Here is a 21,007-nt window from a genome sequence, read left to right as displayed (position 1 = left end):
CACTCCGGGAATGCTGCCACCGGGTTCACTGCGACCGGAGACATGGGGTACTGCCAAAAATGGCATAAGTCAACCAAGTAAGGGTACGTCTTGGCGGCGCACAGAGCAAATCTGCGCGCTGAGGCATACGGCGTCCAGAGTGAACCGCACAGCCATTATCCACAACCCTCGGGCCCAGCGCGTGCACAACACGCTCGCGTGTTTTCAAGGGCAGGTTGCCGTTCGAGGCCCGGATGACTACCGTGGCAGAGCAAGTTATCCACAGGGGACCGCAGCATCCAGGACCCCTCACCGATCCCCCGCGCGGAGCGTCATGTCCACACCAGCCCAGCCCGACGTTCCGATCTGGACCACGGTGCAGGAGCTGCTCGAGTCGGATGATCGCGTCACTCCGCAGCTCCAGGGCTTCCTCAGCCTCGCCGTCCCGGCCGGCGTGATGGCCGCGACCCTGTACCTCGAGGTTCCGAACGATCTCACCGCGGCGCAGATCAACAAGAGGCTCCGTCTTCCGATCATGGAGGCACTCACACACCTGGGCGATGAGGTCACGGCCTTCCGCGTCGTCGTCAATCACGAGCTCGCCGAGCAGCCCACCGCTCCCATCCCCGTGTCCGAGTTCGGCCGACAGGACGGCGACTTCGCCCGCCAGGACCACGTGCGGGTCGAGTCGCCCATGGAACAGCCCACGCCGATGCGCCACGAGTCCCGGCTGAACCCGAAGTACACCTTCGACAACTTCGTGATCGGTCAGTCCAACCGGTTCGCGCATGCCGCCGCCGTCGCCGTGGCCGAAGCACCGGCCAAGGCGTACAACCCTCTCTTCATCTATGGAGACTCCGGTCTGGGCAAGACGCACCTCCTTCACGCCATCGGCGACTACGCGCAGTCCCTCTATCCGGGAGTCAAGGTGCGGTACGTGTCGAGTGAGGAGTTCACGAACGACTTCATCAACTCGATCGCGAACAACCGCGGTGCCGCATTCCAGGCGCGCTACCGCGAGGTCGACATCCTCCTGATCGACGACATCCAGTTCCTCCAGGGACGTGCGGAGACCCAGGAGGCGTTCTTCCACACCTTCAACACGCTGCACGACCACAATAAGCAGGTGGTCATCACCAGCGATGTCGCACCGAAGCACCTCACCGGTTTCGAGGATCGGATGCGCAGCCGCTTCGAGTGGGGCCTCATCACCGATGTGCAGGCGCCCGACCTCGAGACGCGTATCGCGATCCTCCGCAAGAAGGCGCAGAGCGAGGCGCTCCACATCCCCGACGAGGTGCTGGAGTACATCGCGACCGTCGTCTCCTCCAACATCCGCGAGCTCGAAGGCGCCCTGATCCGCGTCTCCGCGTTCGCGAGCCTCAACCGGTCGGCACTCGACATCTCCCTCGCCCAGACGGTGCTGCGCGACATCATCGACACGGCGGAAGACAACATCATCTCGCCGACCGACATCATCACCGCGACGGCCCAGTACTTCAAGCTGACGGTCGACGACCTCTACGGGTCGAGCAGATCGCAGCAGATCGCGACCTCACGACAGATCGCGATGTACCTGTGCCGCGAGCGGACGAGTCTGTCTCTGCCGAAGATCGGCCAGCTCTTCGGCAACCGCGACCACACCACGGTGATGTACGCCTATAAGAAGATCAGCGAGCTCATGAAGGAACGGCGCTCGATCTACAACCAGGTCACGGAGATCACCACTCAGCTCGGTCGCCGCTGAGCGATCGTCACACTCCCACAGAGGGGGACACCGCATCCGTTCGGGTGGGGTGTCCCCCTTTTTGCCGACTTGACACGCCGACCGGGCCCCCGGTAAATGCGTCTATGCACATGTGGATAACTTGTGGATGACTGTTGAACAGCCAGGACGGAATGTGGGTCGATCCACGCAACCTGTGGATAACTCCGGGGAAGTGGGAAGGGGCCGGATCGTCCTCCACCCCCGGTTTCCTCAGGGATTCCACAAGTGACAACTGTGTAGTTCCCTACTCCCGACAGCTATCCACCGAGTTATCCACAGAATCCACAGCTGTTAACACTGTTAAGGAGTTAACCCAGTTAAGGCGCGATCCGATCACCAGAGAGTGTGAAGACCGCGATCCGAATCACAAATCCCTCGGGCGTAGGGATACGTGTGACTCTGGGGCTAGCATGGGAAGCCCTGCACAGGGATAGACGACGACACGCGTCGCAGAACGACGACAAGGGAGCACCCGTGAGGTTTCAGGTCAACCGCGATGTCTTCAGCGAGGCAGTCTCGTTCGTCGTCAAGCTTCTTCCGCAGCGCAACCCGCAGCCGATCCTCGCCGGAGTTCTGATCGAGGCGGACGGTGCCGGTCTCACGCTCTCGGCCTTCGACTACGAGGCCTCGGCTCGCACCACGATCGAGGCGACTGTCGAGACCCCCGGCACGATCCTCGTCCACGGTCGACTGCTGTCGGACATCGCGAGCCGGCTTCCGAACGCGCCGATCGAGATCGCCGTCGAGGAGGACGGCGGGATCACGGTCACCTGCGGATCCGCCCGATTCACCCTCGCGGCCATGCCGGTCGAGGAATATCCCTCGATCCCCGAGGTCTCCGGCTCGTCGGGTGTCGTCCCGGCCGATGACTTCGCCACCGCGATCTCCCAGGTCGGCTTCGCCGCCTCCCGGGATGACGTGACGCCGGTCCTCACCGGTGTGCAGCTCGAGGTCTCGGGCCACACCCTCAGCCTCGTGGCGACCGACCGCTACCGCGTCTCGCTGCGTGATGTGCCCTGGGATGGCGAGACCGTCGAGACGACGGCACTCGTTCCGGCGCGCACGCTGCTCGAGGTCGGAAAGACCTTCGGCCACGCGGGGACGATCCAGATCGCCTTCTCCGGTGCCGGCGACCGTGAGATCATCGCGTTCACCTCGGGCAACAAGACCGTCACATCTCTCCTGATCAAGGGCAACTTCCCGCCCGTGCGCCGACTGTTCCCCGAGCAGACGGACCACTATGCGGTCATCAACACGGCAGACCTCGTCGAGGCCGTTCGCCGTGTCGCCCTGGTGCTCGATCGCGCCGCTCCACTGCGCTTCACGTTCTCGAGCGACGGCGTGACCATGGATGCATCCGGCAGCGAGCATGCGCGGGCATCGGAGTCGGTCGACGCGATCCTCCACGGTGGTGACGAGGTCACGCTCGGTCTGAACCCGCAGTACCTGATCGAAGCCCTCGGCGCGGTGAAGAGCGAGTTCGTCCGCGTGACGTTCACCTCGAGCGACAACGCCAACAAGCTGAGCCCGGTTCTCGTCACCAGCCAGACCTCGGTCGACCAGGCCGGACTGGACTCCTTCAAGTACCTGCTGCAGCCCAACCTCCTCCTCCGCTGACCCCGGCTTGCCGCCGGAGGCGCTCCCGTCTCGTCGTGTGTCCAGTGTCAGACGCCGAAGGTAGTGTGAACCCGTGATTGTGGAGCACCTGAGTCTGGTCGATTTCCGCAATTACGCGACCGCCGAACTCACCCTGCACCCGGGGCCCAACGTCCTCGTCGGCCTCAACGGGCAGGGCAAGACCAATCTGGCTGAGGCGGTCGTGTTCCTTGCGACGCTCGGCTCGCACCGGGTGTCGTCCGACGCGCCGATGGTGCGTGATGGCCAGGACTACGCGATCATCCGCGCTCGTCTGTCGCACGGCGAGCGTCGGGTGCTGGTCGAGGTGCAGCTGAACCGTCAGGGCTCGAACAAAGCGCGCATCAACGGGTCGCCGTCGAAGACGAACGAGCTCCCTCGCTATGCCCACGTGGTGCTCTTCGCGCCGGAGGATCTGCAGATCGTGCGGGGGGATCCGTCCTCGCGCCGACGTTTCGTCGATCAGCTCCTCATCCAACGCACGCCGCGTCTTTCCGCGGTTCTGGCCGACTACGACCGTGTGCTCAAACAGAGGAACGCGCTGCTGAAGTCCGCGAGGGCTCGCGGCATCAAGGGCGAGGCTCTGAGCACCCTCGACGTCTGGGACGACAAGCTGGTCGCGCTCGGCTCGGAGATCATCGTGGCTCGTCAGCGGCTGGCGGCAGATCTGCAGAAACCGGTGGCCGATGCCTACGCGGCGATCGCCGGGGCAGATCATCAGCCGCAGCTCGAGTGGGCGCTGTCGGTGCGCGGTGCCGACCCTGAAGAAGATGCAGGGCGCCTCGATGCGCAGGGCGATGCCGTGCTCGAGACCTCCGGCGACATCGCCGAGATGTTCCGCGCGTCGCTCCTGGCCAAGCGGTCGAGCGAGCTCGACCGCGGTCTGACGCTCACCGGACCCCATCGTGACGATCTGATCCTGCGAGTGCGCTCGCTTCCGGTGAAGGGGTACGCCTCACACGGTGAATCATGGTCGGTCGCGCTCGCACTGCGCCTCGCATCGGCGGAGCTGCTGCGCAGCGAGTCGCCGGCCGGAGATCCGGTGCTGATCCTCGATGACGTGTTCGCCGAGCTCGACGCCAATCGTCGTCAGCGACTGGCCGACCTCACCGCCGGTTACGAGCAGGTGGTGGTCACGGCGGCCGTGGAGGAGGATATTCCCGAGGTGCTGCACGCTCACGTGGTGCGTATCAGTGCAGGGACCATCAGCGACGACCGCAGTGTGTCGACCGGAACGGCGACCGGGAAGCACGCGGAGCAGGAGGCGACGGATGAGTGACATCACCACGGACGCCGCGGGAGCATCCGACCCACCGGAGACGGTCTCCACCTACCTGCGTTTGAGGGGTCTCAAGCCGAGCCCGAACTCGTGGAAGCGCAAGCGTCGCATCCGCGACGATGACGACAACGCTCCGTTCACACCGGGGCGCGACCCGGGAACCCTGGGCGATGTGCTCGACAAGCTGAGCCGCGATTCCGGGTGGCAGACCACGCTCGCCCGCGAGGATCTGGTGCGCCAGTGGGCGGATCTCGCGGGTGCCGACACGGCGAAGCACTCGGAGCCGGTCTCACTGGAGCGCGGTCTGCTCACGGTGAAGTGCGATTCGACGGCGTGGGCGAAGAACCTCCAGTACATGCGGGCGACCATCGTGACGGAGATCGGACGACGCTATCCGGATGCCGGTGTGGAGAACCTCCGCTTCATCGGACCGGACGTTCCCTCCTGGAAATGGGGTCCCAGAGCCGTCCCAGGGCGGGGCCCACGCGATACCTACGGGTAGGACACCATCGGCAGGGTCCGGACGGCTCAGAGGGCCACACGCGGCCGTTGAGCGGGATTTCACGACAAAACCCGGCTAGAATGGGAGTTCGTGATATCGATGTGGAGAATGCCCTCTGATGACGCCTGAATCCCCTGCTGACGAGACGGAATCCAACACCGAGGGAACGCCTGACCCTTCGACGGGCTCAGAGACCCAGACACCGGCGGACGAGGGGACTCAGTCCACGTCGATCTCCCCCAAGATCAAGCAGCCCGGCGAGTACGGTGCGGACTCGATCCAGATCCTGGAGGGCCTCGAGGCCGTCCGCAAGCGCCCCGGCATGTACATCGGATCCACGGGTCCGCGAGGTCTTCACCACCTGGTCTACGAGATCGTCGACAACTCCGTCGACGAGGCGCTGGCCGGCTACGCCGACACCATCCTGGTCACGATGCTCGCCGACGGTGGCGTGCGCGTCGTCGACAACGGTCGCGGCATCCCGGTCGACCCGCACTCCTCCGACCCGACGAAGTCGACGGTCGAGGTCGTGCTCACGATCCTGCACGCGGGTGGAAAGTTCGGCGGTGGCGCCTATGCCGTCTCCGGCGGTCTGCACGGTGTGGGCTCGTCCGTCGTGAACGCGCTCTCGACGCGCTTCGACGTCGAGGTCAAGCAGAAGGGCTTCGTCTGGCGGCACAGCTTCGCCAACGGCGGCGCCCCGCAGCAGAAGCTCGAGAAGGGCGAGGCGACCGACGAGACCGGAACGACGATCACGTTCTGGCCGGACGCCGAGATCTTCACCGAGACGATCGAGTTCGACTACGACACCCTGCGTACCCGTTTCCAGCAGATGGCGTTCCTGAACAAGGGATTGCGCATCGATCTGCGCGACGAGCGTCCGCAGTCGGCCTACGAGATCGAGGTCGACGGACAGACCGTCACGAAGCAGCCGGGCGACGTCTTCTTCTACGAGCGCGGTCTGGTCGACTACGTCGAGTATCTGAACAAGGTCCGTCACGCCGAGGTCGTGAACGAGGAGATCATCGCGTTCGAGTCCGAGGACACCGCCCGCAAGATCTCGCTCGAGGTCGCGATGCAGTGGACCACCTCGTACACCGAGAACGTCTTCACCTACGCGAACACCATCAACACGCACGAGGGGGGAACGCACGAGGAGGGCTTCCGCGCGGCGCTCACCACGCTCGTGAACAAGTACGCACGTGCGAACAACATCCTCAAGGAGAAGGACGACAACCTCTCCGGCGACGATGTGCGCGAGGGACTCACCGCGGTGATCTCCATCAAGCTGGGCGAGCCGCAGTTCGAAGGTCAGACGAAGACCAAGCTCGGCAACACCGAGGCCAAGGCGTTCGTGCAGAAGGTCGTGGGCGATCAGCTCGGCGACTGGTTCGACCGCAACCCCGCCCAGGCCAAGAACATCATCCGCAAGGCGCTCGACGCCGCGACCGCTCGACTCGCCGCCCGCAAGGCACGCGAGACCGCTCGCCGTAAGAGCGTGTTCGAGTCGGCGGCGATGCCCGACAAGCTCAAGGACTGCACGAGCAAGGACCCCTCGATCAGCGAGATCTTCCTCGTCGAGGGTGACTCCGCAGGCGGCTCGGCCGTGCAGGGACGCGATCCGCACACCCAGGCGATCCTGGCGCTGCGCGGCAAGATCCTCAACGTCGAGCGCGCGCGTCTCGACAAGGCCCTGGGCAACAAGGAAGTCCAGGCGATGATCCAGGCCTTCGGCACGGGCATCGGTGAAGAGTTCGACATCGAGAAGGCGCGCTATCACAAGATCGTGCTGATGGCCGATGCCGATGTCGATGGCCAGCACATCACGACCCTGCTGCTCACGCTGCTGTTCCGCTACATGCGCGGGCTCATCGAGGCGGGCTTCGTCTACCTCGCCATGCCGCCGCTGTACCGCCTGAAGTGGTCGAACTCCGCGCACGAGTATGTCTTCAGCGACGCCGAGCGCGACGCCCTGCTCAAGCACGGGCTCGACAACGGCAAGCGCATCCCGAAGGATGCCGGCATCCAGCGCTACAAGGGTCTCGGTGAGATGAACCCGAAGGAGCTGTGGGAGACCACGATGGATCACTCCACGCGCACTCTCCAGCAGATCACCATCGAGGATGCCGCGGCGGCCGACGAGATCTTCAGCGTGCTGATGGGTGAGGACGTCGAGTCCCGACGCAGCTTCATCCAGCGCAACGCCAAGGACGTCCGCTTCCTCGACATCTGACCCTACTTACATACACACACGCGAATCGGAGGCTACCGCCACGCATGACGTGAGGACGCAGGGATGCCGCGGAGCGAGCATCGGGAGGGGCCCGCGAAGCGGGAGGGTCCCCGCTCTGCGAGCGAAGCGGCATCCCGGAGTCCGGTAGCCAAGACAGAATCGAAACAGACACATGACTGACGAAGAACGCACTGAGCCGGAACACGATCACGGCAAGATCGACCAGGTCGACCTGCAGTCGGAGATGCAGCGCAGCTACCTCGACTACGCGATGGCCGTGATCGTCGGCCGTGCGCTTCCCGACGTGCGCGACGGTCTCAAGCCCGTGCACCGCCGCGTGATCTACGGCATGTACGACGGCGGCTTCCGCCCAGACAAGTCGTTCTCGAAGTGCGCCCGCGTCGTCGGCGAGGTCATGGGTCAGTACCACCCGCACGGTGACTCGGCGATCTACGACGCTCTCGTGCGTCTGGTGCAGCCGTGGTCGTTGCGGTATCCGCTGGCTCTCGGACAGGGCAACTTCGGCTCCCCCGGCAACATGGGTGCCGCTGCCCCGCGTTACACCGAGACCAAGATGGCTCCGCTCGCGCTCGAGATGGTGCGCGACATCGAAGAGGAGACCGTCGACTTCCAGGACAACTACGACGGTCAGACCCAGGAGCCGACGGTCCTGCCGGCACGCTTCCCGAACCTGCTGGTGAACGGCTCGGTGGGTATCGCGGTCGGCATGGCCACCAACATCCCGCCGCACAACCTGCGCGAGGTCGCGGATGCGGCGCTGTGGGCGCTCGACAACCCCGGCATCACACGAGAAGAGCTGCTCGATGGTCTGATCCAGCGCGTACCGGGCCCGGACTTCCCGACCGGCGCGCAGATCCTCGGAACCAAGGGCATCCACGAGGCATATCGCACCGGTCGCGGGTCGATCACCATGCGCGCGGTCGTCAACGTCGAGGAGATCCAGGGCCGCACGTGCCTCGTGATCACCGAGCTGCCGTACCAGGTGAACCCCGACAACGTGGCCGTGAAGATCGGTGATCTGGCCCGTGACGGCAAGATCACCGGCATCGCCGACATCCGTGACGAGTCCTCCGACCGCACGGGTCAGCGTCTGGTCGTCGTGCTCAAGCGCGACGCGGTCGCGAAGGTCGTGCTCAACAACCTGTACAAGCACACGCAGCTGCAGGAGAACTTCGGCGCGAACATGCTCGCGATCGTCGACGGCGTTCCGCGCACGCTCGCGATCGACGGTTTCATCTCGCACTGGATCTCGCACCAGATCGAAGTGATCGTGCGCCGCACGGGCTTCCGACTGCGCAAGGCCGAGGCCCGCATGCACATCCTGCGTGCGTACCTGAAGGCGCTCGACGCGCTCGACGAGGTCATCGCGCTCATCCGCCGCTCTCCCACGGTCGACGACGCCCGCTCGGGCCTGAAGGCCCTGCTCGACATCGATGACGATCAGGCGGATGCGATCCTCGGAATGCAGCTGCGTCGCCTCGCCGCTCTCGAGCGTCAGAAGATCCTCGACGAGGCGAGCGAGCTGGAGAGCCAGATCGCGGAGTTCAAGGCGATCCTCGCCGACGAGTCGCGTCAGCGCACCATCATCCGCGAAGAGCTCACGGCGATCGTGGATCGCTTCGGCGACGACCGCCGCACCCACATCCTGCACGGCTTCGACGGCGACGTCTCGATGGAAGACCTCATCGCCGAAGAGGAGATGGTCGTCACCGTCACGCGCGAGGGCTACATCAAGCGCACGCGCAGCGACAACTACCGTTCCCAGCACCGCGGCGGCAAGGGTGTCAAGGGTGCGCAGCTGCGTGCGGATGACATCGTCGAGCACTTCTTCGTGACGACGACGCATCACTGGCTGCTGTTCTTCACCGACAAGGGCCGCGTCTACCGGGCGAAGACCTACGAGGTGCCAGAGGCCGGCCGTGACGCGAAGGGCACGCACGTTGCGAACCTGCTCGCGCTGCAGCCGGACGAGAGCATCGCGCAGGTGCTCGACATCCGCGACTACCAGGTCGCCGAGTATCTGGTGCTGGCGACGCGAGAGGGTCTCGTCAAGAAGACCCGTCTCGACGCCTACGACACCAACCGTCAGGGCGGTGTCATCGCGATCCGCCTGAATGACGAGGACGAGCTGGTCAGCGCGCTCATGGTGAACAAGGAGGACGACATCCTCCTCATCAGCCGTCGAGGCATGTCGGTGCGCTTCGAGGCCACCGATGAAGCACTGCGTCCGATGGGTCGTGCGACCGCGGGTGTGCGGGGCATGAAGTTCAAGATCGACGGGGACTGCCTGCTGTCGGCGTCGGTCGCCGCACTCGGGAAATTCGTGTTCGTCGTCACCGATGGAGGCTTCGCCAAGCGCACCGCGGTGGAGGAGTACCGCGTGCAGGGACGCGGCGGAACGGGCATCAAGGTCGCCAAGCTCAACGACGATCGGGGCACTCTCGCGGGTGGTCTGATCGTCGCCGAGGACGACGAGGTCTTGGTGGTTCTGTCCAGCGGCAAGGTGGTACGCTCTGCCGTGGCCGAGGTGCCCGCCAAGGGCCGAGACACCATGGGAGTGGTGTTCGCACGGACGACGGAAGCCGACCGTATCCTCGCCATCGCCCGCAACAGTGAGCGGGGCCTCGCGAACGACGAGGACGCCACGGAGGCGGAGGGGGAATCCGAAGCCCCCGAGACGACCCAGAACCCTGAGGAAAGTACCGACGCATGAGCACAGTAGCCGACAAGCTGGCGAAGAAGTCCACGCGCAAAACCAGTGGCAAGCAGGTCCGCCTGCGTCTCGTCTACGTCGACTTCTGGTCGGCAGTGAAGCTCTCGTTCCTCGGAGCGGTCGCGCTCGCCGTCGTCACGATGGTGTCGTTCTTCCTGATCTTCCTCGTGCTTCAGGCGACCGGCATCATGGCGACCGCCGATGAGTTCATCAACAAGTTCTCCGACGGTGCGATCGTGCTGTCGACGCTGGTGGGGCTGCCGCAGGTCATGGCCTTCGCTGCCGTCGTCGCGATCCTGAACCTGATCGTGTTCACGGTGCTCGGCGCCGTGATCGCCGGAATCTACAACCTCGCCGTGAAGGTGACGGGCGGCCTGCTCGTCGGCTTCATGTCGAACTGACCCTTCGACAGGCTCAGGGACCCCGTTCTTTCGGAAGGGCGGATGCTGCGGCATCCGCCCTTCGTCGTTCTCGGCGGAGTAGGGAAAACCCGAACGCAGGAGTCCGGTTGACTCGGTGTCGGCGTGCACGGGGCGCCCGTACCTTGGAAGCATGACCACTCAGACTGCGAACACGCCGCCGGTGACGGCCGCGAAACCGCCGCTGCGCATCTTCACGACCATCCTGCATCTGGCAGGTGTCGGCGTGATCGGCGGCATGATCTTCAGCACTCTCGGCGGGCTGCTCGGCACCGGACTCGGACTGCTCTTCGTCGCCGGCGTCGGTGCCATCCTCCTGGTGGGTCTGGTCTACGCGCTGTTCGGCGTCGGCTGGTTCGAGGTGGCCCGCGTCGGTGAGCTCTACCGCACCCCGATCGCACCGCTCGCTCTGCGCCGCCGCGATCGCCCCGGCTTCGGCGGCTGGCTGCGCTCGCTCGGACGACAGGCCATCGACGGACGCATGTGGCGTGCGGTCGCCAACCTCGCCATCACCGCGATCCTCGGCCTCATCGTGCTGCGCCTCGCGTGGACCCTGGTGTGGTCGGTCATCATCTCCTTCGCCCCGTTGACCTCCGCCGATTCCGTGATGGGTCCGTTCGGTGGAGGCGGCATCCCCGTCGCCTGGGCGCCGCTGGTCGGCATCCTGGGGGTCGCTGCCTCGGTGGTCGGCATGGTCGGACTCGCGCTGCTGCACCGCACGCTGTCGCTCTCGATCGTGATCCGCAGCCGCGAGACCGAACTCACCGAGAAGGTGCGCACGTCGACCGCGCAGCGGGAGGGGGCGGTCCGCGCGGCCGACCTCGAGCGCACCCGCATCGAGAGGGATCTGCACGACGGCGTCCAGCCGCGTCTGGTGTCGGTCGGCATGACGCTCGGACTGGCACAGCAGAAGATCGACAATGACCCCGACACCGCCAAGGAGCTGATCGCCGAGGCGCACACCTCCACCAAGGCTGCGATCACCGAGCTGCGGCAGCTCGCCCGCGGTATCCATGCCTCGGTTCTCGACGATCGCGGACTGGACGCGGCGCTGTCGGCGCTCGCCGGGCGCTCACATATCCCCGTCCATCTCGATGTGCGGATGGAAGGGCGGTGCAGTCGCGAGGCCGAGGCCGCCGTGTACTTCTCCATCGCGGAGTCCCTCACCAATGCGGCGAAGCACTCGCGAGCGAGTGAGGCTCGTGTCACCGTGCGCATCCGCGAAGGGAACACCCTCTGGGCGCGCGTCGAAGACAACGGCATGGGCGGCGCGCAACTGCAGCCCGGCGGCGGACTCGATGGCATCGCGAACCGGGTGCTCGCGGCAGGCGGCACCTTCCGTCTCGACAGCCCCCAGGGCGGTCCGACCAGCCTCGAGGTGAACGTGCCATGCGCATCCTGATCTGCGAGGACTCCGTCCTGCTGCGCGAAGGTCTGGTCCGGCTCCTCGAAGACGCCGGTCATGTGGTCGTCGCCGCTCTCCCCGACACCACCGGTCTGGCCGAAGCAGTCGCCGGCAGCGACCCGGAGCTCTGCATCCTGGATGTGCGGCTTCCCCCGACCTTCACGGACGAGGGCATCCGCGCAGCACTCGGATTGCGGTCCACCCACCCATCGCTGGCGATCCTGGTGCTCTCGCAGTACGTCGAGGAGCGCTACGCGTCGGATCTGATCGCCGCGCAGGGCGGGCCGCTCGGCTACCTGCTCAAGGACAGGGTCGCTGACGTCTCGGAGTTCCTCGCCTCGGTGCAGCGCATCGCGGAGGGAGCCACCGTGCTCGACCCCGAGGTCGTCGCGCAGCTGCTGACCCGCCGCAACCGCGACGATCGGATGCTCCGGCTCACGGAGCGGGAGCGCACCGTGCTCGCGCTGATCGCCGAGGGCAAGTCGAATCAGGCGATCGCCGCACTGCTGTTCCTCTCGGAGGCGAGTGTCGAGAAGAACATCACCGCCATCTTCCAGAAGCTGGGCTTCGAGCAGGACGAGTCGGGAAACCGCCGCGTGCTCGCCGCCCTTGCACACATCGAGAACACCGGAGGCCCGACGCCTCCGACCGGCCAGACAGGAGTGGCACGATGACCACTGATCAGAACGACTTCTCGGGCGGGCACACCCCGCTCACTCCCCCGCCGGCCTCCGACTCGCAGCCCGCTCCGCCGGCCACCGCGTCGGAGGTGCCGGCGCCACCCGCAGCGGGGCGCTCTGCCGGTTCGAAAGCGGTCATGATCGTCACGGCCGTCGTGGGCGGTATCGCGATCCTGGGCTCCGGTGGTGCCGCTGCAGCCGCTGCGGCCGGGAGCATCCTGACGTCGAGCGCTCCCGAATCCGTGCAGACCGTGCAGACCGACGGCATCACCGGTGTCGACGTCAGTGCGGATGCCAGCAGCATGCGCGTCGAGTACGGCAAGGTCGACGAGGCGCGGCTCGCGATCACGAACGGACGCGGCTCGGCGTGGACCTTCGAGCGCGACGGAGACGAGCTGGTCGTGCGCAGTCCGCAGGGCGTGTGGGGCTGGTGGTTCGGGAGCTGGTTCGGAGACGAGGAGGTGGCCGTCCTGACGCTGCCGGAGAGCCTGCAGGGGGAGGAGCTCGATGCGGACCTCACCCTCAACGCCGGAAGCCTCGACGTGGTCGGGGAGTTCGGAGCGCTCGACATCGATGTGAACGCAGGAGCCCTCGACGTGCGGGGCGCTGCGACCGGATTCGACGTTCACATGAGCGCAGGGCGAGCCGATGTGCTGCTCGACGGCGTGGATGAGGCCGATCTGGGTGTCTCCGCGGGCGACCTCACTGTGGAGCTCACGGGTTCAGCGCCTAGCCGGACCTCGATCGATGTGAGTGCCGGATCGTTGGATCTGACCGTGCCTGACGTCGCGTACGACATCACGAAGGACGTGAGTGCGGGGTCGCTCGACGCGCAGGTCGAGCAGTCATCGAGTGCTCGACGCGCGGTCGATGTCTCGCTCGAAGCGGGCAGGGTGACCATTCGTCCGGGGCGCTGATCACCGTCGAGGGCGAGGGCTCCGTACGGGCCCTCGCCCTCGATTCGGATTTTCCGTGAAACTCCGGTAAAGTTTCGGAGGTTGACGGGGCTATAGCTCAGGTGGTTAGAGCGCTTCACTGATAATGAAGAGGTCCCAGGTTCAAGTCCTGGTAGCCCCACACTTTCAATTCAAAATAACCCTCACGGGGCCTTAGCTCAGTTGGTAGAGCGCCTGCTTTGCAAGCAGGATGTCAGGAGTTCGAATCTCCTAGGCTCCACACTGTGTTGAGACAGTCCACGAAAGCCCCGCCTCGGCGGGGCTTTCGTGTTTCCGGGCGGTCGTCCACAGTTGTTAACAACTCTGTTAACAACTCGGTGCTGTGCAGAGACGGCGGGAATCCGCGCCCGATGTCGCCGATGTTCAGCGCGACGACTGTCGGACTCTGGCGTTGTGGAGCCCGATGACGACGAGTGCGACACCCGGACCCGCCACCACGATCGCGAGTGCCCACCACACGGAGGTCTGGCCGACCAGTACGGCGCCCAGGACGGTCAGACCGGCACCGAGCGCGCGCATCGCCACCGAACCGCGGGGTTGGGTCACGGGCTGCATCCAGTACGGAATCCGCACATCCCGGTTCGCGCGCACGGTGGCCAGAAGAGCCGCAAGGAACAGGACCACCCCGGCGAGAGCGGTCGCGATGCCGAAGACGTTCATGCGTTCGACGGTATCAACCGCCACGCTTGCGTGCCGCGAAGGGCGCATGATCTGCTGGCAGCATGACGTTCTTCCCGCCGGACCCCGAGATCAGCGAACCCGAGGAGAGTGAGAGCTGGCAACCGCGGTGGTGGAGCAGTCCGCAGGATGAGCTTCCCGCGCTGCTGCCGGTCTCGGAGACGCTGGCGGTCACGGACCATCTCGCGATCGCGCTGGTCGCGGTGGCGGTCTACAGCGACGGGGTGGAGTTCCGGGTGGACCGGCGCCTGCGCCGCAACGGGCTGCCGCTGACGGAATGGAATGAGCTGTGCTCGACCTTCATGGAGTACATGCCGTTCGTCGGACCCTCGGGCCAGGCCGGCCGACTTCGCTACGGCATGGTGCTCGGCAACGGGGAGAAGGTGCTGGCCGACTCGCCGTACTCCGGCGTCGGTGATCCGATGACAGAGCCGCAGGGATACGTTCTCAACAACCAGGCTCAGGGTGGTGGTGGCGGAGGCAGCAGCTACTCCGGTGGCGACCAGCTCTGGCTCTGGCCCGCACCCCCGGAGGGTCCGATCGAGCTCGTGGTGCAGTGGCCGGCGCTCGGCGTCGACGAGACCCGTGTCGTGCTCGACGGCACCGCGATGCGCGAGCTCACCGAGCGCGCGAGACCGTACTGGGTGTGAACGTGGAGGGGAGGCGGCGATGACCGCGAAGAAGCGTCGAGCCGCGCAGGCTCGCGCCGCGGCGGCATCCGAGACGACGACGGACGTGCTGCGACACGGCCAGTTCGCCGTGTTCGATGGGGTGGAGTATCGGCTGGGAACCCGAGGTGACAGTTGGACGCTGCTGGCCACGAGGCCCGTGCCCGGCTTCACGAAGGTGCGCAGCGGCAAGTTCTTCCGCAAGATCGCGGAGGACGAGGTGATGGAGTGCTTCCGCATCAGTCATCGCGGGACGTATCGCGGCATCGAGGTGAGCATCTCCAACAGCAATCACGGGCGGGTCATGGCCGTGACGAAGGATGATCGCGCCCGTGACGACGGATTCGAACCCTTCGAGCGCAACGAGTGGGTCAAGCTCATCCCTCGGGAGGACGGCGATCTGCGCATCCAGGAGGTGCGCACGCCGATGCCGATGCCGTGGCGGAAGAACGGCGCCTGACCGGAGGCGGCCGGGGCGTCTGTCAGTGCGCTGACCCGCTCGATCTTCAGCGCACCCGTCGCCCGAACCGCTCGCGCGTCGCCTCGTCGGGCGTGTAGACGACGAGCTGGATCTCGGTCTGATCCGAGGGGCGCAACTGGTGGTGCTCGAAGACCAGTCGTCCGAGCTCCGGATGCTGGAACACCCGCTCGCGGGACTGGAATCCCCGGATGTCGTGACTCTCCCAGCGTTCGCGGAACTCCGGGCTCGCCTCCACCAGCCGGGAGACGAGGTCGCGGTAGCGGGGGTCGCCCAGGCGCGGGCCGGCTTCGGCGCGGAACTCGGCCAGGAAGCGTCGACTCGTGACATCCCAGTCGTCGAGCAGTGAGCGCACATACGGATCGGTGAAGATCAGCCACAGCAGGTTGCGCTGTTCGGGCGGGGTCTGCGCCACGTTGGGGTACAGGGCTTCGTAGGCCGCGTTCCATCCGGCGACGCCCCAGTCGGGCGCGAGTGCATAGGCCGGATGCTCCTCGAGCGCATCGAGGAACCGTTGCACGTGCGCAGGAGCGGTCTCGACGGCTGCTCCTCCCCCCGGTCGGGCTGGAGCGAAACCGGCGAGGGTGAGCACGTAGTCGTGCTCGGTCACGGTGAGGTGCAGCGTGGTGGCGACGGCATCCAGCACCTGGCGGGAGGGGTTGATGTCGCGCCCCTGCTCGAGCCAGGTGTACCAGGTGACGCTGACCCCGGAGAGGTAGGAGATCTCCTCGCGGCGGAGGCCGACGGTGCGGCCGCGTCCGGCGGGCGGCAGTCCGAACGCGGCGCGGTCGAGGTGCTCGCGGCGCGCACGCAGGAAGGCACCGAGTTCTCTCCGCTGCTGTTCGTCGCTCGCCATGGATACAAACCTAGTGCTCTCACTACTAGTGTCAGCGCCGTCTTCCTTCGACCGCCCGCAGCGGACAGGGTGGAAGAATGCCCACCCCTCTTCGCTCCCGTACCGTCACGCACGGCCGCAACGCCGCAGGAGCCCGTGCCCTGTTCCGCGCTGCCGGCGTCAACCCCGCCGACTTCGGCAAGCCGATGATCGCCGTCGCGAACAGCTTCACCGAGTTCGTCCCCGGCCACACCCACCTGCAGCCCGTCGGGCGCATCGTCTCCGACGCGATCTCTGCCGCCGGCGGCATCCCCCGCGAGTTCAACACGATCGCAGTCGACGACGGCATCGCGATGGGCCACGGCGGGATGCTGTACTCGCTCCCCTCGCGCGACCTGATCGCCGACTCCGTCGAGTACATGGTCAATGCGCACCAGGCCGACGCCCTGGTCTGCATCTCGAACTGCGACAAGATCACCCCCGGCATGCTCATGGCCGCGCTGCGCCTGAACATCCCGACCGTCTTCGTCTCCGGCGGCCCGATGGAGGCCGGTCGGGCGACTCTGGTCGATGGAACCGTGCGCACGCTCGACCTCGTCGACGCGATCTCCGAGGCGGCGAACGACACGGTGTCGGATGCCGACATGAAGCGCATCGAGGAGAACGCCTGCCCGACCTGCGGCTCCTGCTCCGGCATGTTCACGGCGAACTCGATGAACTGCCTCGTGGAGGCGCTCGGCCTCGCCCTGCCGGGCAACGGCTCGGTGCTCGCCACCCACACCGCGCGCCGCGCGCTGTACGAGAAGGCCGGTGAGGTCGCGGTCCAGATCACGCGCCGCTTCTACGAGGACGACGACACCTCGGTGCTGCCGCGCGAGGTCGCGAGCTTCGCGGCGTTCGAGAACGCGATGGCGCTCGACATCGCGATGGGCGGATCGACCAACACGATCCTGCACCTGCTCGCCGCCGCGCACGAGGCCGGCATCAGCTTCGGCCTCGACGAGATCGACGCGGTCTCGCGCCGGGTGCCGTGCCTCGCGAAGATCGCACCGAACCCCGCCTCCGGGCGCATGTACTACATGGAAGATGTGCACCGCGCCGGCGGCATCCCGGCGGTCCTGGGCGAGCTGCGCCGCGGCAACCTGCTCGACGAGAACGTCAGCACCATCCACTCCCCGTCGTTCGAGGCCTGGCTGGACGACTGGGACATCCGCGGCGGCAAGGCGACGGATGCCGCGAAGGACCTCTGGTACGCGGCCCCGGGCGGCGTGCGCTCCTCGAGCGCGTTCTCGCAGTCCGAGCGCTGGGCGGCCCTGGATGAGGATGCGGCGACCGGCTGCATCCGCGATGTCGAGCACGCCTACTCGGTCGATGGCGGTCTCGCCGTGCTCCGCGGCAACCTGGCAGTCGACGGTGCCGTGGTGAAGACGGCCGGCGTCGATCCCTCGATCCTGGTGTTCTCCGGTCCCGCCGTGGTGTGCGAGTCGCAGGAGGAGGCGGTCGCGAAGATCCTCGGCAAGAAGGTGCAGCCGGGCGACGTGGTCGTCATCCGTTACGAGGGCCCCAAGGGCGGACCCGGCATGCAGGAGATGCTGCACCCGACCTCGTTCCTCAAGGGTCGCGGCCTCGGCAAGGTGTGCGCGCTCATCACGGACGGCCGCTTCTCCGGTGGCACGTCGGGGCTGTCGATCGGCCATGTCTCCCCCGAGGCGGCCGCCGGTGGCGTCATCGCCCTGGTGCAGGACGGCGACATCATCGACATCGACATCCCCTCCCGGTCGATGGTGCTGCAGGTGAGCGAGGCCGAGCTCGAGGAGCGCCGCGCCCGCCTGCTCGAGGGCACCGGCTACCAGCCGGTCGACCGTGCCCGGCCGGTGTCGCTGGCGCTGCGGGCGTACGCGGCCATGGCGACCTCCGCCGACCGCGGCGCCGTGCGCGATGTCGAGAAGGTCGAGCGCGCCCTGCGGGCGCAGGAGCTGCAGAGCGCCGCCGCCCTCGTGTGACCGATTCGGGAGGAGCCCCGCTGTTCGGGAGGAGGATTCTGCAGGATCCCTCCTCCCGAAGTCGGATTCTCCTCCCGACCGGGTGCGACCTCAGCGCGGTCGATCGTCCGGAAGCACCCGGGTGACCGGCCGCTCGCCGTCGGGGACGAAGAGATGCAGGATCTCCACCGCCCGCTGATCGGCCGGCCCGAACCAGTGCGGGAGTGACGAGTCGAACTCGACCTGCTCCCCCGGTTCGAGCAGGTGCTCCTCGCCGGGGAGGATCAGCCGCAGGTGTCCGGCGAGCACGTGGATCCACGCGTGGCCGGGGTGACTCGCCAAGACGGGCTCCCGTGGCCCCAGCACGTGCTTGAACGCCTGCACCCGTCCCGGATACCGCGTGAGAGGCACGGCGACTCCGCCCGTGCTGAGCCGCTGCGGCTCGAGGTGCACCCGCGGATCCCCGGTCTCGGGGGCGGCGATGATCCGGTCCAGCGAGACGCCGAAGGCACGCGCGAGCGGGATCAGTGCATCCAGGGTCGGCTGCCGGCGGCCGGTCTCGATGCGCGACAGCGCGCTCACCGACAGGCCGGAGAGAGCGGCGACCTCGGCCAGGGTCAGCTGTCGCGACGAGCGCAGCCGCCGCAGCCGAGGACCGATCGCGTCCAGCACGGCGACGGTATCGGCATCCATATCCGCAATCTTTGCAGAATCTGCAAACCGGATGGATGTCGGTGGCTCCGCGGTTCGACGATGGAGGCCGCTCGCGAACCACTCCGGGCGAGAAGGAGCAGCACCATGATCGAACGACGTCCCTCCCCCGCGAGCATCCGATGAAGGCGCTGCTGCTGGGTGCCCGCGGTGCTGTGGGCACCGTGATCCGGCGCGAACTCGAACTCGCCGGACACACCGTGACCGCAGCCAGTCGCGCCGAGGCGGGCGGGGTCCGCCTCGACCTCCGCGGCGAGCTCGCCCCGTTCACCGCACTCGCCGCGGACCACGACGTCGTCATCAACGCCTCCGGCATCGAGCGTCCTGAGCTCGCGACCGCGGCGGCGCGCACACCCCTGGTCGACATCTCGGCCACGGGGAGCTACCTCGCCGCGCTCCGGGATGCCGCCCGCGGACCCGTCGTGCTCGGCGCCGGACTCGCTCCGGGACTGACGACCGTGCTCGCCGCCGCACTCGACACACGTCCGCACGATGAGATCGACGTGCTCGTGATGCTCGGCAGCGGAGAGAAGCACGGACCCGCCGCTGTCGCCTGGACGGCCGGACTCGTCGGCGCCGACATCCACCTGCCGCCCGACACCGGGAAGGTGCGCAACTTCCGCACGAGCGTTCGGGCCGAGGGCCCGGACGGTCGCACCCGCCGCTACCTGCGCGCCGACTTCCCCGACCACATTCTGCTGGCGCCGACCGGGGCACCCGTCATCCGCTCCTACCTCACGCTGGGCTCGGCGGTGATGACGGCCTCCCTCGACCTGGTGGGGCGCCTGCCCGTGCTGCGGGGAGTGCTCTCGATCGCCCCGCACGTCGGCAGCGACGACTGGCATGTGGTCACCCGCAACCGTCGCACGGGCGAGCGCCGAGAGGCTGCTGGCTCCGGACAGTCCGAGGCGACCGGCCGGCTCACCGCCCTCGCGGCCGTCCGCATCGCGGGCTCGACCCATGGTGCCGTGACCATGGCCGACCTGGTCTCGGCCGACGAGGTGACATCCCTGCTCAGCTCATCGGCGCGGCCGTCGATCGTCGGGCGATGAGCTGCATCGGGATGACCACGCTCTCGTAGGCGCGGGTGCGATCGCTCAGACGGGCGACGGCGAGGCGGGCGGCCTGACGGCCCAGTGCCTCGACGTCGCCGGTGACGACGCTGATGCCGAGCACCTGTGCCCACTCCGGCTCGTCGAACCCGATCACCGCCGGCGACGCCTCCGGGTGATCGGCGATCTCCTCCATCACGCCGAGGAGGATGCGGTTGTTCCCCGCGACCACCGCGGTCGGCGGGGTCTCCAGCGCGAGCAGGTCACGCATGCACTCCCGCGACGATGGCACGTCGTGCGCGTCGGTGCGCAGCAGCTCTCGCCAATCCGAGCTGTGACCGTCGAGCACGTCGCCCATGCCGGCGAGGCGCTGGCGATACGTGGGCAGCCAGGCGTAGTCGCCGATGAAGGCGATGCGGTGGTGGCCGGCGTCGATCAGGTGCCGGGCGGCCAGGCGTCCCCCTTCGCGGTTGTCGAAGACGACCGAGTCCGCGTCGAGGTTCTCGGCCGGACGGTCGACGAAGACCACGGGGATGCCGCGGGCCTGCAGCTGCGCGTAGTCGGAGTGGTCGGTCATGGCGGAGACCGTGATCACGGCCTTGGTCTGGCGGTCGGCGAGGTCGTGGGCGACGCGCTGCTCCTGCTCGGCGGACTCGCGGGAGTTCGCGACCGAGAGGTGCATGCCGCGGGGACGGATCTCGTCTTCGATGGCCTGTGCGAGCGCGGAGTAGAACGGGTTCGTGAAGTCTCCCGTGATCAGTCCGATCGACTCGGCGAGGCGTCCGCTGGCCAGCAGGCTCGCGGCGGCGTTGCGCTGATAGTCGAGCTCGGCGGCCGCGGCCAGCACGCTGGCGAGCGTCTTCGCGCTCACGTACGACTCGCCGCCGAGGGCTCGGGATGCCGTCTTCAGACTGACTCCCGCGCGGGCGGCGACCTGCGCGAGCGTCGGCCGCGGCTTCGCCTCGTCGTCTGTCCGTGTCATGCGTCCCCCTCGCCCGCCGGGGGCGGATAGC

At 67.0% G+C, this 21,007-nt stretch carries 18 protein-coding genes and 2 tRNA genes; 16 read left to right on the top strand and 4 right to left on the bottom strand.

The features are described 5' to 3' along the window. Positions 1–10 precede the first annotated feature (10 nt). From dnaA to ACIOVG_RS07755, 12 genes are all read left to right on the top strand, one after another. Entirely contained in the window at positions 11–1,726 is a 1,716-nt protein-coding gene (gene dnaA / locus ACIOVG_RS07810; protein ID WP_400871172.1) for a chromosomal replication initiator protein DnaA, read from the top strand. A gap of 495 nt (positions 1,727–2,221) precedes the next feature. After that, positions 2,222–3,364 (top strand): DNA polymerase III subunit beta, encoded by a 1,143-nt coding sequence (dnaN, locus tag ACIOVG_RS07805; protein ID WP_400871169.1) that lies wholly within the window; start codon positions 2,222–2,224, stop codon positions 3,362–3,364. Positions 3,365–3,437: 73 nt separating this feature from the next. Further along, the gene (gene recF, locus ACIOVG_RS07800; RefSeq protein ID WP_400871166.1) at positions 3,438–4,661 is read left to right on the top strand and encodes a DNA replication/repair protein RecF; all 1,224 of its coding nucleotides are present in this window, start codon (positions 3,438–3,440) and stop codon (positions 4,659–4,661) included. After that, entirely contained in the window at positions 4,654–5,163 is a 510-nt protein-coding gene (locus tag ACIOVG_RS07795) for a DUF721 domain-containing protein (protein WP_400871163.1), read from the top strand. The genes recF and ACIOVG_RS07795 overlap by 8 nt, the downstream gene beginning before the upstream one ends. A 118-nt stretch (positions 5,164–5,281) precedes the next feature. Continuing rightward, positions 5,282–7,396 carry a DNA topoisomerase (ATP-hydrolyzing) subunit B gene (gyrB, locus tag ACIOVG_RS07790; RefSeq protein ID WP_400871159.1) on the top strand — a complete coding sequence of 705 codons (2,115 nt, stop codon included), beginning with the start codon at positions 5,282–5,284 and terminating at the stop codon, positions 7,394–7,396. A 172-nt stretch (positions 7,397–7,568) separates the two neighbouring features. Next, positions 7,569–10,130 carry a DNA gyrase subunit A gene (gene gyrA, locus ACIOVG_RS07785; RefSeq protein ID WP_400871156.1) on the top strand — a complete coding sequence of 854 codons (2,562 nt, stop codon included), beginning with the start codon at positions 7,569–7,571 and terminating at the stop codon, positions 10,128–10,130. Further along, complete coding sequence (locus ACIOVG_RS07780) at positions 10,127–10,531, top strand: DUF3566 domain-containing protein (RefSeq protein WP_400871153.1); 405 nt, start codon at positions 10,127–10,129, stop codon at positions 10,529–10,531. The genes gyrA and ACIOVG_RS07780 overlap by 4 nt, the downstream gene beginning before the upstream one ends. A 151-nt stretch (positions 10,532–10,682) precedes the next feature. Beyond that, a complete protein-coding gene (locus ACIOVG_RS07775) occupies positions 10,683–11,951 on the top strand; it encodes a histidine kinase (protein WP_400871150.1) in 1,269 nt (422 codons plus the stop codon). Next, entirely contained in the window at positions 11,939–12,628 is a 690-nt protein-coding gene (locus ACIOVG_RS07770) for a LuxR C-terminal-related transcriptional regulator (RefSeq protein WP_400871147.1), read from the top strand. The genes ACIOVG_RS07775 and ACIOVG_RS07770 overlap by 13 nt, the downstream gene beginning before the upstream one ends. Then, complete coding sequence (locus ACIOVG_RS07765) at positions 12,625–13,551, top strand: hypothetical protein (protein WP_400871144.1); 927 nt, start codon at positions 12,625–12,627, stop codon at positions 13,549–13,551. Before ACIOVG_RS07770 ends, ACIOVG_RS07765 begins: the two co-directional genes overlap by 4 nt. A gap of 86 nt (positions 13,552–13,637) precedes the next feature. Beyond that, positions 13,638–13,711: transfer RNA gene (locus ACIOVG_RS07760), tRNA-Ile, on the top strand. Between the two features lie 26 nt (positions 13,712–13,737). Further along, positions 13,738–13,810 (top strand) — tRNA-Ala (locus ACIOVG_RS07755). A gap of 143 nt (positions 13,811–13,953) precedes the next feature. Here ACIOVG_RS07755 and ACIOVG_RS07750 read toward each other — a convergent pair. After that, positions 13,954–14,250: a hypothetical protein gene (locus ACIOVG_RS07750; protein ID WP_400871142.1), complete on the bottom strand. Its 297-nt coding sequence runs from the start codon at positions 14,248–14,250 to the stop codon at positions 13,954–13,956. Between the two features lie 62 nt (positions 14,251–14,312). Here ACIOVG_RS07750 and ACIOVG_RS07745 point away from each other — a divergent pair, with 62 nt between their 5' ends. Next, positions 14,313–14,918, top strand: coding sequence for a hypothetical protein (locus tag ACIOVG_RS07745; RefSeq protein ID WP_400871139.1), 606 nt, complete (start codon positions 14,313–14,315; stop codon positions 14,916–14,918). A 19-nt stretch (positions 14,919–14,937) separates the two neighbouring features. Then, positions 14,938–15,396, top strand: a complete 459-nt coding sequence (locus ACIOVG_RS07740) for a hypothetical protein (protein ID WP_400871136.1) — start codon at positions 14,938–14,940, stop codon at positions 15,394–15,396. A gap of 46 nt (positions 15,397–15,442) precedes the next feature. Here ACIOVG_RS07740 and ACIOVG_RS07735 read toward each other — a convergent pair whose 3' ends face one another. After that, positions 15,443–16,270 (bottom strand): helix-turn-helix transcriptional regulator, encoded by an 828-nt coding sequence (locus ACIOVG_RS07735; protein ID WP_400871133.1) that lies wholly within the window; start codon positions 16,268–16,270, stop codon positions 15,443–15,445. A 77-nt stretch (positions 16,271–16,347) separates the two neighbouring features. Here ACIOVG_RS07735 and ilvD point away from each other — a divergent pair, with 77 nt between their 5' ends. Next, a complete protein-coding gene (gene ilvD, locus ACIOVG_RS07730) occupies positions 16,348–18,252 on the top strand; it encodes a dihydroxy-acid dehydratase (protein WP_400871130.1) in 1,905 nt (634 codons plus the stop codon). A 90-nt stretch (positions 18,253–18,342) separates the two neighbouring features. Here ilvD and ACIOVG_RS07725 read toward each other — a convergent pair whose 3' ends face one another. After that, entirely contained in the window at positions 18,343–18,924 is a 582-nt protein-coding gene (locus ACIOVG_RS07725) for a helix-turn-helix domain-containing protein (RefSeq protein ID WP_400871127.1), read from the bottom strand. 140 nt (positions 18,925–19,064) lie between these two features. Here ACIOVG_RS07725 and ACIOVG_RS07720 point away from each other — a divergent pair, with 140 nt between their 5' ends. Beyond that, complete coding sequence (locus tag ACIOVG_RS07720; protein WP_400871124.1) at positions 19,065–19,994, top strand: hypothetical protein; 930 nt, start codon at positions 19,065–19,067, stop codon at positions 19,992–19,994. Here the strand turns inward: ACIOVG_RS07720 and ACIOVG_RS07715 are convergent. Then, positions 19,957–20,976, bottom strand: coding sequence for a LacI family DNA-binding transcriptional regulator (locus ACIOVG_RS07715; protein WP_400871121.1), 1,020 nt, complete (start codon positions 20,974–20,976; stop codon positions 19,957–19,959). The two genes, ACIOVG_RS07720 and ACIOVG_RS07715, sit on opposite strands and share 38 nt — an antisense overlap. Between the last annotated feature and the right edge of the window lie 31 nt (positions 20,977–21,007).

The organism is Microbacterium sp. NPDC087591 (genome assembly GCF_044743625.1).
Classification (GTDB): Bacteria; Actinomycetota; Actinomycetes; order Actinomycetales; family Microbacteriaceae; genus Microbacterium.
This window is presented reverse-complemented; position numbering and strand designations above follow the sequence as displayed.

Bases quoted from the DNA above. Each gene is read 5' to 3' on its own strand.
- dnaA (WP_400871172.1), top strand. From the start codon at position 11: ATGCTGCCACCGGGTTCACTGCGACCGGAGACATGGGGTACTGCCAAA.
- ACIOVG_RS07795 (WP_400871163.1), top strand. From the start codon at position 4,654: ATGAGTGACATCACCACGGACGCCGCGGGAGCATCCGACCCACCGGAG.
- gyrB (WP_400871159.1), top strand. From the start codon at position 5,282: ATGACGCCTGAATCCCCTGCTGACGAGACGGAATCCAACACCGAGGGA.
- gyrA (WP_400871156.1), top strand. From the start codon at position 7,569: ATGACTGACGAAGAACGCACTGAGCCGGAACACGATCACGGCAAGATC.
- ACIOVG_RS07780 (WP_400871153.1), top strand. From the start codon at position 10,127: ATGAGCACAGTAGCCGACAAGCTGGCGAAGAAGTCCACGCGCAAAACC.
- ACIOVG_RS07775 (WP_400871150.1), top strand. From the start codon at position 10,683: ATGACCACTCAGACTGCGAACACGCCGCCGGTGACGGCCGCGAAACCG.
- ACIOVG_RS07770 (WP_400871147.1), top strand. From the start codon at position 11,939: ATGCGCATCCTGATCTGCGAGGACTCCGTCCTGCTGCGCGAAGGTCTG.
- ACIOVG_RS07765 (WP_400871144.1), top strand. From the start codon at position 12,625: ATGACCACTGATCAGAACGACTTCTCGGGCGGGCACACCCCGCTCACT.
- ACIOVG_RS07750 (WP_400871142.1), bottom strand. From the start codon at position 14,250: ATGAACGTCTTCGGCATCGCGACCGCTCTCGCCGGGGTGGTCCTGTTC.
- ACIOVG_RS07745 (WP_400871139.1), top strand. From the start codon at position 14,313: ATGACGTTCTTCCCGCCGGACCCCGAGATCAGCGAACCCGAGGAGAGT.
- ACIOVG_RS07740 (WP_400871136.1), top strand. From the start codon at position 14,938: ATGACCGCGAAGAAGCGTCGAGCCGCGCAGGCTCGCGCCGCGGCGGCA.
- ACIOVG_RS07735 (WP_400871133.1), bottom strand. From the start codon at position 16,270: ATGGCGAGCGACGAACAGCAGCGGAGAGAACTCGGTGCCTTCCTGCGT.
- ilvD (WP_400871130.1), top strand. From the start codon at position 16,348: ATGCCCACCCCTCTTCGCTCCCGTACCGTCACGCACGGCCGCAACGCC.
- ACIOVG_RS07725 (WP_400871127.1), bottom strand. From the start codon at position 18,924: ATGGATGCCGATACCGTCGCCGTGCTGGACGCGATCGGTCCTCGGCTG.
- ACIOVG_RS07720 (WP_400871124.1), top strand. From the start codon at position 19,065: ATGAAGGCGCTGCTGCTGGGTGCCCGCGGTGCTGTGGGCACCGTGATC.
- ACIOVG_RS07715 (WP_400871121.1), bottom strand. From the start codon at position 20,976: ATGACACGGACAGACGACGAGGCGAAGCCGCGGCCGACGCTCGCGCAG.